Genomic DNA, 13,239 nt, shown 5'->3' with positions numbered 1-13,239 from the left:
GATATGAATACGTTACTTAGCTTATCATGGCATCTCATGGTGCCAGAATTCATTATTCTTGGAGCTGCCATCCTTCTTTCCATATGTGATTTGTTTTTTAAGTTGAACCATAGATATGTAGCGCTTAGTGCAATCGCAGCCGTCATATTAGCAATTGTCTCATTAATTACGCTATATGGTGAACCGACAGGAGATATTTTAAACGGATCGTTTGTGTTAGATGGGTTTTCAAAAGGGTTCAAAACGTTGTTGTTAGGCGGAGCGGCCCTCATCTTATGCACCGCAATGAGCGATGATAAGAAGAATCCAATTGAAGATAAGGGAGAATATTATTACTTATTTTTAATGGCACTTCTTGGGGCTATGTTTATGGCTTCTAGTGTCGACTTCATTACACTTTTCATCGGTTTAGAATTGCTTTCACTTTCTTCATATATTTTAGTAGGAATACGAAAAAAGAACCGTGCATCAAACGAGGCGGCCATGAAATATGTCATTAATGGAGGAATTGGAACGGCAATTACGCTCTTTGGAATGAGTTATTTATACGGTATTACAGGATCAACTAATATCGTGGATATGCAAAAAGTATTCACAGGGGAGCTTGCTGGTGGTATTCAGTTATTGTTAGCTCTCGCATTTCTACTCCTGCTCGTTGGACTCTCATTTAAAATTGCGACAGTACCGTTTCATATGTGGGCACCAGATGTGTATGAGGGAGCGGCTACGCCTGTTACTGCTTTTCTCGGGACGATTTCTAAAATTGCAGGGTTCTTACTAATTACTCGTCTGTTTCTCATGGTTTTTGCAAGTGTATCGGTGCAAGGAGACATGCAATCTTTATACGGACGTATGAGCATATACATTGTAGTACTAGCGAGTATTACGATGATTATTGGAAACGTAGTAGCGTTAAAGCAATATAACGTAAAACGTCTATTTGCCTATTCGGGAATCGCACATGCGGGGTATTTACTCGTTCCGCTTGTAGCATTATCACCATTTACGATGGATAGCATGTGGTTTTACATGCTTGCGTATATGCTTATGAATATAGGCGCGTTTGCAATTATCCACGGCTTAATCTTACAAAGCGACAAAGAAAACATTACCATTTTCACCGGATTATATAAGCGGTCGCCATTTACAGCGATAGTGATGACGATTTTTATATTATCGTTGGCCGGGATACCAGGAACAGCTGGTTTCATCGGGAAAATTAACATCTTTTTAGGTGCACTGCATGTAGAGCCAGCTCATTACGTACTAGCTTCTATTATGATGGGGACGACAGTCATCTCATTCGTATATTATTTCCGTATTTTACAGCAAATGTTTTTCCGGACGGGAGAAGTGGAAGAGAAAATTCGTTTGCCATTGAATATAAAGGTTGTTATGAGCCTTTGTGCAATTGCGATTGTAATACTAGGGATTATGCCGATGATTGGATACAATTTCTTTTATGAATATTTTCCATTAATGAAGGATTTCTTCTTCTTAGGGAACGTGGTACAATAGTGAAAATAAAAGGTGTGGAGTTGTTACTCTGCGCTTTTTATTTTGTGTGAATTACAATTGAAAATGCATGTAGGTATATGTTTTTTGAGAGCAAATTATGATGTGAAATGTAAGATGCTTATTTGTATTTGAAAAAGTGTGGCTCCTACTTATTATGGTATCGTTTTTATAGTATTTCGTAAGTAGTAGCTGGGTAAAAAGGGGTCGATTTTTTGGCACATCTTTTAGGGCAACAAGCACTGATTGCCATTGTTTCGCATTTATTGTTTATTACCATTACATGGTGGGCCTTACAAGGTGTTCACATTGAGCGTTTAATGAAGTCTGGAAAGGTGATGCAGACGCGAGTGTTACTCATCCTAATTACAATTGCAATTGGGACATCTGTAAGTAACTTTTTCCTTGATTATTTAGGCTATTCAAAGAGTTTAACGTATTTAGTAAAGTAAGTGTATAGAACCTCATATCTCCGTTAACAATGGGGATAGGAGGGGATGAAATTGAAGCTTAAAGCCATTCTTATTGTTGTGATAAGTGTTGTTTTATTTTTGGTTGGATATAGAGAGATGAAACCGATCAGCGATGAACAGAAAATGGAGAGCATGATTGCAACTTTAGAGAAAAATGATGCTAAAGTAGAGAAGTGGTCATGGTTAGCGCGAGAAACAAAAACAATTTCTAATATACATACGTTTCAAAAGTTGTTAAACGATGTGAAGGACAAGGCGAATGTTCAAAAGTGGGAATTAGAGCAATCTCCAGATGGATATAAAGCTACATCCTATAAAAAATTTTCTTCTTATGAAGAACGAGTAGTAGTAACATGGAGTAAGGAAAATACTAAAGAAAACACTTTCATTATTTTTGAAGTAAGCGGGGCGAAATGGGACCCGAAGTACATTCAGAAAACAAATAAAATTTTTAGTGAAAAACCTATAATTTACACTTGTGTTCAAGGTGTACTGAATGATAAGATTGAAGGTGTTTTGCAAAATAAAACCAATCAGGTTTTGAAAGATCTTTCAGCAAGAGCGATCGAACAGATAGAAGAAAGAGCATTTGTGTCAGTCTCCGCATACAATAAAAAGTGGGATGACGCTCTTTCAACAAATAGAGAGAAAATAAATGTGCAAATAGCAATACGTTCTACAGACAACAAAGATACAATTGTGGTTGGCACACCGATCATAACTTCTGAGTATTGAGTGAATAGATACTGAAAAAAGGACACGGAGGGGAATAATTTGGAAAAGATCATCGTCCGTGGCGGAAAGCGGTTAAACGGCACAGTGCGTGTTGAGGGCGCAAAAAATGCTGTATTACCTATAATCGCTGCAGCCCTATTAGCGAGTGATGGAAAGAATGTACTATCTGAAGTACCAGTTTTGTCTGATGTATACACAATTAATGAGGTATTACGTCATTTAAATGCTGAAGTCGTATTTGAAAATAACCAAGTAACAATCGATGCTTCTAAAGAACTAAACATTGAAGCACCATTTGAATATGTACGTAAAATGCGTGCATCTGTTCAAGTGATGGGACCATTACTTGCACGTAACGGTCGTGCTCGTATTGCACTTCCTGGTGGATGTGCAATTGGTTCACGTCCAATTGACCAACATTTAAAAGGCTTCGAAGCAATGGGAGCAAAAGTACAGGTTGGTAATGGTTTTGTTGAGGCATACGTTGAGGGAGAACTAAAAGGAGCTAAAATTTATTTAGACTTCCCAAGCGTGGGCGCGACAGAAAACATTATGTCTGCAGCTACATTAGCAAAAGGGACAACAATCCTTGAAAACGCAGCGAAAGAACCAGAAATCGTTGACTTAGCTAACTTCTTAAATGCAATGGGAGCGAAAGTACGCGGAGCTGGAACTGGAACGATTCGTATCGAAGGCGTTGATAAATTATATGGTGGAAACCACTCTATTATTCCTGACCGTATTGAAGCGGGAACATTCATGGTTGCAGCGGCAATTACTGGTGGAGACATCTTAATTGAAAATGCTGTACCTGAACATTTACGCTCAATTACAGCGAAAATGGAAGAAATGGGTGTTAAAGTTATTGAGGAAAATGAAGGTGTACGTGTTATCGGCCCAGATAAGTTAAAAGCGGTTGATATTAAAACTATGCCTCACCCAGGTTTCCCAACAGACATGCAATCACAAATGATGGCATTATTACTACAAGCTGATGGAACAAGTATGATTACAGAAACGGTATTCGAAAACCGCTTTATGCACGTTGAAGAATTCCGTCGTATGAATGCTGATATTAAAATTGAAGGTCGTTCTGTTATTATGAACGGTCCAAACAGCTTACAAGGTGCTGAAGTAGGCGCAACTGACTTACGTGCTGCAGCTGCATTAATCTTAGCTGGTTTAGTATCTGAAGGTTACACTCGTGTAACTGAGTTAAAGCATCTTGACCGTGGTTATGTAGATTTCCATAAGAAATTAGCTGCATTAGGTGCAACTATTGAACGTGTAAACGAAAAAGTAGAAGAAGTGAAAGAACAAGAAGTTTCTGATCTTCACGCTTAATTGAAATAGTCTCTACGTCTTTTGACGTAGGGGCTATTTTTTTTGGTTATTACTGTTATAGTCAATAAATTCTATACTTATGCATGTACCAGTAAAAATATTTAGAAAATTTTTGTTTTATCCTGCGTTAACTGCCCGTAAACATTCGATTGGTGCGGCTAATTAAAGTTTCACTTTATATGGTTCCCCTTCAGTATGTTCTAAAAGAACGAGTTGTTCCATAAGAATGAATGGAGTAAAGCTTTTGGATATTGGGGGAAATAAGATGAAATTTTCAAAGCCACTTTTTATCACAGTAGCGCTTCTAATAGCGCTCGTTATCATTGTACCTGCTGCTCTTGTTATTCCGTTTGCGAAAGCAAAAGTAGGGGAAGAAGCAGCTTCTAAAACTCCTCCAGCAATAGAAAGTATACCAGCTCCAGGGAAAGTGGATACAGCGATTCAAGTTGCTGTATATCGTGATCAGCAAAAGAAGGTAGAAACATTACCTATGGAGGAGTATGTGACCGGTGTAGTAGCTTCTGAGATGAATGCCAGTTTTGAAATAGAGGCGCTAAAGGCGCAGGCATTAGCAGCGAGAACATTTGCGGTGCAGCGTATGCTAAGCGGAGGAAAGAAAAACAATGCGGACGTGACCGATACGGTGAAAGATCAAGTGTACAAAAGCAAAGAAGAATTGAAGAAACAATGGGGTAATAACTATGAAAATAATTTGAAGAAAATCGAAGAAGCCGTTTCGAAAACCGCAGGACAAGTTTTAACATACGATGGAAAACCAATCTCAGCATCCTTCTTCTCAACGAGTAATGGCCGGACAGAAAATGCGGCTGATTATTGGGGAAATGATTATCCGTACTTAAAGAGCGTAGATAGTCCGTGGGATCAAGCCTCTCCAAAATTTACGAGCGAGCAAACTTTTACAGTAGCTGACTTTCAAAAACGTCTTGGTGTGAAGGTGTTGGCAGACGGGAAGGTTGGAAATATTAAAGATCTTACGGAAGGAAAGCGAGTAAAAGATGTAGCATTTCAAGGGAAAACATTAACAGGAAAGCAAGTTCGTGAAAAGCTAGATTTACGCTCTTCTGACTTCACGTGGAAACAAGAGGGGGATAAAATCGTCGTTACAACGAAGGGATTCGGTCACGGCGTTGGCATGAGCCAATACGGAGCAAATGGCATGGCAGCGGAAGGTAAGAAATATACAGATATCGTTGCTCATTATTATAAGGGTGTCGAAATAAAGTCGATGAATGATTATGAAGGAAAGTTAATGGTGAAGAAGTAGGGGGAAAAGAGACCGTTCCAAGAGATATATTGGGACGGTTTTCTTTTGTTAGTGGATAGGTTCCTTGTCGAATCGTTGATATATTAAAAAAATCGTCAATGTTCAGCGATGACAGAACTCTGTTTAAAGGGCCCATGGATCGCTGGAAGCTATTATAAGGATGAACGTACAGAAGAATCAATGAAAGACGGTTGGCTCTATACAGGAGACATTGTCACGGTTGATTCGGAAGGATGTATTAAGATTGCTGATTGTACGAAAGACTGAATTAAAAGTGGAGGCGAATGGATTTCTTCCGTAGATTTAGAAAATGCCTTAATGTCGCACGATAAAGTGTTAAAAGCATCTGTTGTGGCGGTGCCGCATGAAAAATGGCAAGAACGTCCCGTTGCTTGCGTCGTATTAAAAGAGGGACAAGTAGTAGAAAGAGAAGAACTGTACGCTTTACTAGAAGTAGAATTTCCGAAATGGTGGATGCCAGATGATATTTTATTTGTAAATCAAATTCCGAAAACATCTGTAGGGAAGTTTTTAAAGAGAGCACTACGTGATCAGCTCGAGACTTATATGGTAGAACAAAACTAGAGAAGAAGGCTATCCTTTCATTTGGATAGTCTTCTTTTTATGGTGCTTCATAAAATATCAAAAATTTCCATTAATTGTTTGGTATAATGTGATAAAAAGCATTTGGGGGAGACAGAATGGCGTTATTGGAGTTGAGACAATTAGGGAAGACGAACCAGTTACCAGCAGTTGAACTGAAGGTTGAGCAAGGACAATGTGTTGTTTTGCAATGTAATAACCATACAGCTAAAGTGTTGCACCGCATTATTATTGGTGAGGAAGAAGCTTCAACTGGCAACGTGCTATTTGAGGGAGAAGCGATTGGAAAGAAAAATTATTCACGCATCGGCTTTTGTTTTTTGAAAGATGAAGCATACGACCGTTTGAAGGTAAAGGAATACTTCAAGTTTTTAATAGGACTTTATGAATCAAATATGAGCACGGAAGAAGTAGTACAATATGTCGGGCTCTTAGATAAATTAAACGTTAAAATAGAAAAACTATCATTTTCAGAGAAACGTCGCCTTCATATTGGGCGTGTTATGATTCATAATCCAGATTTAGTTATTTTGGAAGAGCCGGAGCAAAATGTAGATACAGAGAGCACAATTATTATTCGAAAAGCAATTATGAAAATGAAAGAGCAAGGAAAGGCCATTTTTATTACGTCATCCCTTCTATCGGACGCCCTTTCGTTAACAGAAGATGTATACATATTAAATAAAGATGGTGTGAAAAAAATAGAAATCGAACAAGAAGAAGTTGAAGAGGTGGATGAAGAGAAGGTCGTGCAAATGATTCCGCAAATGAAACTTGAAAGAATTCCAGCGAAAGTGAACGATAAAATCATTTTATTAGACCCGATGGAAATTCATTTCATTGAAACACAAAATGGAGTGACACATATTCATGTGCGCGAAGGTGATTTCGTATGTGCATTAACGTTAAGCGAACTAGAAGCGAGATTAACAGGATTCGGGTTCTTTAGATGTCATCGCTCGTACCTTGTGAATTTACAAAGAGTACGAGAAGTGATTACGTGGACTCGTAATAGTTTTAGTTTAATTTTGGATGACGAAAGAAAAAGTTCAATTCCGCTTTCAAAAGGACGAATGGATGAATTAAAAGGTGTGATTGGGTTATAAAAATTGCTCCAATAAGCTTAAAATACGATTCATTCACTGGTAAAAATACTCCTTTTACCGGTATTTTACTGCGTAACCCCTTTGTTTTTCATATGATTGAGTCAAGAAAAGCGAAACAAACAAACGAAAAGCGCTAAAGCGACTTTCATCTATAAAAAGAAAAACAAAGGGGATGACGGGATGACATTGGCAATTGAAATGAAAGATGTAATGAAAAGTTTCAACGAAAAAACGGCACTTCGAAATGTAAATATTGAGGTGAAGCAAGGAGAGATTTTCGGATTCCTTGGACCAAGTGGATCTGGAAAAACGACAACAGTAAAGATTTTAACTTCTCAATTACTCCATAGTGTTGGAACGGTAAGGGTATTAGGAAAAGATATTACAGGCCCAAGCAGCATCGATTATAAACGAATTGGTATTTTAACAGACAACAGCGGTTTATATGAAAGACTTAGCATTTATGATAACTTACTATTATTTTGTGACTTATACGATTGTAAAAAAGAACGAATCGATGAAGTGCTAGCGCAAGTAAATCTATTAGATGATAAAAAAACACCAGTAAAGAAACTATCAAAAGGAATGAAGCAGCGCGTTACATTAGCTAGAGCAATCCTTCATAAACCAGATATCCTCTTCTTAGATGAACCAACATCCGCACTCGATCCAGTAAACGTACAAAACATTCATAAAATCTTAAAAGACTTAAATAAAGAAGGAACGACGATTTTCTTAACGACTCACAATATGAACGAAGCAGAGACGCTTTGTAACCGCATCGCCTTTCTATGCGGCGGAGAAATTGTAGCGCTTGATACACCAGAAAACCTTCGTCTACAATACGCGAAAGATCAAATACAAGTTGTATTAAAAGATAAGCAAAAAGAAGTCGTGCAAAAAGATGAATTAGGTGCAAAACGTATTTCAGAATGGATGAAAAAAGGTGAATTACTATCCATTCATTCACACGAACCAACGCTAGGCGATATCTTTATTGAAGTTACTGGGAGGGGACTATAATGACATTTTCAATGAGACGATTTTCAGCTATTTTTCGGAAAGAGGTACAGGATATTAAAACAAATGCATCGGTACTTGTAATGGCGGCGATGCCAATTATGTTCGCTTTTGTTTATCAACAGATGGATGGGCCAAAAGAACAAATAGCTAATATGGTAACTTTAATGACTTTAATAATGGTAGGGAGCTTTGTTCAAGCGGCTTTAATTGCAGAAGAAAAAGAAAAGCATACTTTACGTGTGATGATGTTATCACCAACATCATCGTTAGAAGTATTACTAGGAAAAAGCGCATTAACAGCTCTTATTACCTTTGTAATTTGTATTAGTAACTTCGCCATTTTAGGTGTGATAAAGGGGAATATGGTTTTAATCGTTCTATTTTTACTTGCTAGTATATTTTTCTTCCTTATGTTAGGTACGGCAATTGGATTAATAGCTAAAACAATGGCATCGACATCAGTAGTAGGTATGCCGATCTTGTTTGTTTTTTTCCTGGCTCCAATGTTGGGCGAATTTATTAAAAATAAGTTTGTAACAAAGGCAATTGAGTTTCTTCCAACGAAACATCTTGTAGATGCAATGCCAAAGATGCTGGCTGGAAAAGGTTTTTCAACTGTTAGTGGTGATTTAATCAATATTATAATTTGGTGTGTGCTTTCAATTGTTCTTTGTATGGTAGTTTACAAAAAGAAACAAATGGACTAAAAACTGAGCTGAAATGCTCAGTTTTTTCTTTTTTCTATCATTTCCTCGGAAATTTTACAATTCCTATACATATTTTTACATATTTTGTCGAAAAGTAATTAGTTATACGTTGTATAGGATACGTGAATATTGTTCAAAATGATTGCTGAGGTGATGATGGAATGCGAGGAAGAAATAATAAAAAGTCGCAAAAGGTAGTACATTTATTTCAAAAAAGATGGGTGTTTCCGGCACTATACATTGCTTGTGCAGCGGTAATTTTAATGGTTGCGCTATGGTTCCAAGGAGCTAATCCGAAGAAGAATCCGAACCAAGATCAAGCAACACCGTATACACAATCGGAAGATCCAGCAGTACCAGTAACGAAATCTTCAGAAGTAGTGAAAATGCCAGCTGCCGCTAATGCGGAAGTAGTCGTACAGAAGAAATTCTATGAAGATGCAGCAACTGAGGCGGAACAAGAAAAAGCACTTGTCTTTTATAACAACACATATTCCCCAAACAAAGGAATCGACATTGCTGCGAAGAATGGAAAAGAATTCAATGTAGCTGCTGCTTTAAGCGGTACAGTAACGAAGGCTGAAAAAGATTCACTTCTTGGTTATGTTGTAACAGTTGATAGTGGAAATGGTGTAGCAGCTTCTTATCAAAGCTTAGGTAGTGTGAAAGTAGAAAAAGGTGCACGAGTTGTACAAGGTGAAGTATTAGGAACATCCGGTCTAAGTGCAATGAATAAAGAAGCAGGTTCTCACGTTCACTTTGAAGTACGTAAAGACAACGTGGCTGTGAACCCTGAGCGCTACTTAAATAAGTCAGTAGCAGAAATTAAAGCTGATGCAGGTGCTGCAAAAGCAACGAATGCTTCTGGTAAAAAGGCTGATGACAAATCTCAAAAAGAAGAGAAGTCAACGAGCACGAAACCAGAAAGTAAAACAGAAGATAAGTCTCAAAAAGAAGAAAAATCAACAAGCGGTTCGACTAGTGACAAAAAAGAAGAGCCGAAGAAAGAAGAAAAATCAACAAATGGTTCTACAGAATCATCTAACAGTTCTTCTTCACAAGAATAAGAAAGTGAAAAAATCAGCTCTCACTAGGAGAGCTGTTTTTTTTACTTTTACCCCGCATTAACGGGCAGTAAGACCCCTACTTCAAAATTCAGTGAAAGCTAAGAAGTTAGGCCTGGGGTCAACTGCCCGTAAAAGCCCGATTGGTTCAACTAATAATCAGTGGGAAATGGCGCCCACTGATTAAAGTTTCACTTTATATAAAAATACTCAATTTCGAGAAAAAAGTTGCAATAACAAGGAAAAATGACGAGATTCTCGAATATATATTAAAAAAAGGAGGGGATACTGTGTCATTTTTATTTGTTCTGTCGACTGCTATTATTTTATTGTTTGTTTTATTCACTTTATATTATTATATTGCCGGTAAGAAAGAGGTTCCCCACCATCAATTGTTAGAAGAAGAGTTGGAACGAGAAGAATGACACTCTAAGAAAGAGTGTCTTTTTCTTTTTGTACACCTATTGGAATTTTTAGAGCTAAGTCGTATAATACTAATTGTGATTTTTTACATAAGAAAACGATATTTGAATGCAGTAGGACTCTAAAATACTGTGTTTTTTTGTTGTGGTTGAGGGGGAAGTTTAATGAAAGCTAGAGAGCGCAAAGGTTTTAATAAGGTTTTTATTTTCATCGCTATAGCAATTGTATTAATTGGTACGATTGGGTTTGTTATTTTTAGTAAGGTTAGTAAAGATAGTAAAGAACAAAAAATTCCAGTTTTTACTTATTATTATTTAGCAAAAGATAAGGATAAAAAGGTAAGTGCCGAGCTGAAAAATCGAAACACAGTTTTATCTGTTGAAGAATTTGAAAAACAAATGAAATATTTAGCTGATAATCAGTATCGTACTCTTACATTACAGGAATTTAATGAATTTATAAAAGGAAAAAAGAAATTACCTAAAAAAAGCGTGTTGATCACGTTTGATAATTCTTCAAAGTCAAATTATTCGTATGCCTATCCTATTTTAAAAAAATATAAGATGCATGCAGCTTCATTCGCAGTTACTTCTAAAATTGTAGCTAAAGAACAGAACTTGGATGTTCAAAAAGTTCAGCCATTAAGTGAAGTAGAGATGGATAAAATGAAAGATGTCTTTGAATTTGGAAGTCATACACATAATCTTCGTGATAGCGCTGATGGTTCGGTGGCTTTAATAAGTAAATCAAAGGATGAAGTTAAAAAGGATGTAGCAAAGAGTCAACAAATTTTAAAAACAAAATACATGTCGTACCCATTAGGAAAATACAATAGAGAGACTATCCAAGCGTTAAATGAATTGAATATGTCTTTAGCATTTACTAGCTTACAAGGTTATGCAACATCAGAACAGGATCCATTAGAAATCAAGCGTTGGTCTATTTCTACAGATATTACAATGAATCAATTTTCTGAAATTGTTTCTGGAAAATACAAGGCTAATAAGAAGTAAAATTTAATCGATGTTAAAGTTATATAGTTTACACCTGGAAAACATATTTGGATTCTTTTGAATTCTAATATGTTTTTTACTATTTATAATGATAAAAATGTTAGAAATATGGAATGATCTCGATTTTTCACATAAGAAATTTAGATTTCTTAAAGTTAGTCTGCAAAAATACTGAACATGTAGCATATATCAGTAGTGCGGGCAATACAATGGTATAAACCAAAGCAAAGAGAGTGTTTGAGGTGAGAAATCGTGAATCATTTCATTATAAATCCAAGAATGTTTAACGCTTACAAACAGCACTCACATTTACTTCTTAGTCGTATGCAGCGAGGCTCATTTCACACTTCTCACATCCAATTTAGGGAGGCGAGTGGTGTGCACGATTACATCAAAGAGAGAACTATCAAGATTGGTAAGTATATCGTGGAGACAAGAAAGACAGTGCGTGTCATTGCAAAGGAATTTGGGGTATCAAAAAGTACAGTCCATAAAGATTTAACGGAACGTCTACCAGAAATTAATCCAGAGCTCGCAAATGAAGTGAAAGAAATACTTGATTATCATAAGTCTATTCGTCATTTAAGAGGCGGAGAAGCAACAAAGCAAAAGTATAGAAAAGAAGATGTAGAAAAGCCGGTACGTCAATAAATGCACGATCGCAAACATTCCGTTTCAATTCGGTAATATTTTTCAGAAGAATTCTTTTTGCGAATATTACGTTTCTGTTAAATTTATGATAAAATCAGAAATTAGGTGTAAAAGAATTCGGGTGTAACCTGATTTTGAATATCGAGGAGGAAATGACGGGAATGTTTGCGCGAGATATCGGAATTGACCTAGGTACGGCTAATGTATTAATTCATGTTAAAGGCAAAGGTATTGTATTAAATGAGCCATCTGTTGTGGCAATTGATCGTAACACAGGTAAAGTATTAGCAGTAGGTGAAGAAGCAAGAAGTATGGTGGGACGTACACCTGGTAATATTGTAGCAATTCGTCCGCTTAAAGATGGTGTAATCGCAGATTTCGAAATTACAGAAGCAATGTTAAAGTATTTCATTAACAAATTGGACGTAAAGAGCTTCTTTTCAAAACCTCGCATTTTAATTTGCTGTCCAACAAATATCACATCTGTAGAACAAAAAGCAATTCGTGAGGCTGCTGAACGTTCAGGTGGTAAAACAGTATTTTTAGAAGAAGAACCAAAAGTAGCCGCAGTTGGTGCTGGTATGGAAATCTTCCAACCAAGCGGTAACATGGTTGTTGATATTGGTGGAGGTACAACAGATATCGCTGTACTATCTATGGGTGATATTGTTACCTCTTCCTCTATCAAAATGGCTGGCGATAAGTTTGATATGGAGATCTTAAACTACGTTAAACGTAAGTATAAGCTATTAATTGGAGAACGTACTTCAGAAAATATTAAAATTAAAGTTGGTACAGTATTCCCAGGTGCACGTAGCGAAGAGCTTGAAATTCGCGGACGTGACATGGTAACGGGCTTACCACGTACAATTACAGTATGCTCTGAAGAAATTACAGAAGCACTAAAAGAAGACGCGGCTATCATTGTACAAGCTGCAAAAGGCGTACTAGAGCGCACGCCACCAGAACTATCTGCGGACATTATCGACCGCGGTGTTATTCTAACAGGCGGTGGAGCTTTACTACACGGTATCGACATGCTTCTAGCAGAAGAACTAAAAGTACCAGTATTAATTGCTGAAAACCCAATGCAATGTGTTGCGGTTGGTACAGGTATTATGTTAGAGAATATCGATAAATTACCAAAGCGTGCTTTGAGATAAAAAAATTCAATTGTAAATAAAAAACCAGAAAGAAGCAATTCTTTTCTGGTTTTTTTATTTAATAAAATATACTGGGAAAACACTTACAAATTAACTTTGTTGGCGCTTTGTTTATGTGTATATTACATAAAACG

General features: G+C 36.8%; 13 protein-coding genes and 1 pseudogene. All 14 read left to right on the top strand.

What is annotated here, in order from left to right:
• Nucleotides 1-3: 3 nt before the first annotated feature.
• The 14 genes and pseudogenes from nuoN (at nucleotide 4) to mreB (ending at nucleotide 13,105) form a co-directional block, all read left to right on the top strand.
• Nucleotides 4-1,518, top strand: a complete 1,515-nt coding sequence (gene nuoN, locus ILS93_RS22225) for an NADH-quinone oxidoreductase subunit NuoN (protein ID WP_323135203.1) — start codon at nucleotides 4-6, stop codon at nucleotides 1,516-1,518.
• A gap of 212 nt (nucleotides 1,519-1,730) precedes the next feature.
• A complete protein-coding gene (locus ILS93_RS22220) occupies nucleotides 1,731-1,967 on the top strand; it encodes a DUF1146 family protein (protein ID WP_000940744.1) in 237 nt (78 codons plus the stop codon).
• Between the two features lie 51 nt (nucleotides 1,968-2,018).
• The gene (locus ILS93_RS22215) at nucleotides 2,019-2,723 is read left to right on the top strand and encodes a YwmB family TATA-box binding protein (protein ID WP_370458093.1); all 705 of its coding nucleotides are present in this window, start codon (nucleotides 2,019-2,021) and stop codon (nucleotides 2,721-2,723) included.
• Nucleotides 2,724-2,762: 39 nt separating this feature from the next.
• Nucleotides 2,763-4,067 carry a UDP-N-acetylglucosamine 1-carboxyvinyltransferase gene (murA, locus tag ILS93_RS22210; RefSeq protein ID WP_000411269.1) on the top strand — a complete coding sequence of 435 codons (1,305 nt, stop codon included), beginning with the start codon at nucleotides 2,763-2,765 and terminating at the stop codon, nucleotides 4,065-4,067.
• Between the two features lie 265 nt (nucleotides 4,068-4,332).
• Complete coding sequence (gene spoIID, locus ILS93_RS22205) at nucleotides 4,333-5,352, top strand: stage II sporulation protein D (RefSeq protein ID WP_222661278.1); 1,020 nt, start codon at nucleotides 4,333-4,335, stop codon at nucleotides 5,350-5,352.
• 108 nt (nucleotides 5,353-5,460) lie between these two features.
• Nucleotides 5,461-5,937: pseudogene (locus ILS93_RS22200) on the top strand (AMP-binding enzyme); the annotation flags it as partial.
• Nucleotides 5,938-6,053: 116 nt separating this feature from the next.
• Nucleotides 6,054-7,061, top strand: coding sequence for a LytTR family transcriptional regulator DNA-binding domain-containing protein (locus ILS93_RS22195; protein ID WP_222661276.1), 1,008 nt, complete (start codon nucleotides 6,054-6,056; stop codon nucleotides 7,059-7,061).
• A gap of 180 nt (nucleotides 7,062-7,241) precedes the next feature.
• Nucleotides 7,242-8,084 carry an ABC transporter ATP-binding protein gene (locus tag ILS93_RS22190; RefSeq protein WP_000170857.1) on the top strand — a complete coding sequence of 281 codons (843 nt, stop codon included), beginning with the start codon at nucleotides 7,242-7,244 and terminating at the stop codon, nucleotides 8,082-8,084.
• Nucleotides 8,084-8,791, top strand: coding sequence for an ABC transporter permease (locus ILS93_RS22185; RefSeq protein ID WP_064476123.1), 708 nt, complete (start codon nucleotides 8,084-8,086; stop codon nucleotides 8,789-8,791). The genes ILS93_RS22190 and ILS93_RS22185 overlap by 1 nt, the downstream gene beginning before the upstream one ends.
• Before the next feature lie 161 nt (nucleotides 8,792-8,952).
• Entirely contained in the window at nucleotides 8,953-9,858 is a 906-nt protein-coding gene (gene spoIIQ, locus ILS93_RS22180; protein WP_064476124.1) for a stage II sporulation protein SpoIIQ, read from the top strand.
• Between the two features lie 287 nt (nucleotides 9,859-10,145).
• On the top strand, nucleotides 10,146-10,280 hold the full coding sequence (locus tag ILS93_RS22175) for a hypothetical protein (RefSeq protein ID WP_000008903.1): 135 nt from the start codon (nucleotides 10,146-10,148) through the stop codon (nucleotides 10,278-10,280).
• Nucleotides 10,281-10,442: 162 nt separating this feature from the next.
• On the top strand, nucleotides 10,443-11,291 hold the full coding sequence (locus tag ILS93_RS22170) for a polysaccharide deacetylase family protein (RefSeq protein ID WP_098101687.1): 849 nt from the start codon (nucleotides 10,443-10,445) through the stop codon (nucleotides 11,289-11,291).
• 378 nt (nucleotides 11,292-11,669) lie between these two features.
• Nucleotides 11,670-11,942 (top strand): sporulation transcriptional regulator SpoIIID, encoded by a 273-nt coding sequence (gene spoIIID, locus ILS93_RS22165; RefSeq protein WP_000544012.1) that lies wholly within the window; start codon nucleotides 11,670-11,672, stop codon nucleotides 11,940-11,942.
• Between the two features lie 161 nt (nucleotides 11,943-12,103).
• The gene (gene mreB, locus ILS93_RS22160; protein WP_000457990.1) at nucleotides 12,104-13,105 is read left to right on the top strand and encodes a rod shape-determining protein; all 1,002 of its coding nucleotides are present in this window, start codon (nucleotides 12,104-12,106) and stop codon (nucleotides 13,103-13,105) included.
• Nucleotides 13,106-13,239 lie beyond the last annotated feature (134 nt).

It is taken from the genome of Bacillus sp. 16GRE42 (assembly GCF_019837435.1).
Taxonomy (GTDB): domain Bacteria; phylum Bacillota; class Bacilli; order Bacillales; family Bacillaceae_G; genus Bacillus_A; species Bacillus_A wiedmannii.
Note: the sequence above shows the minus strand (reverse complement) of the source record. Positions and strands in the feature narration are given on the sequence as shown.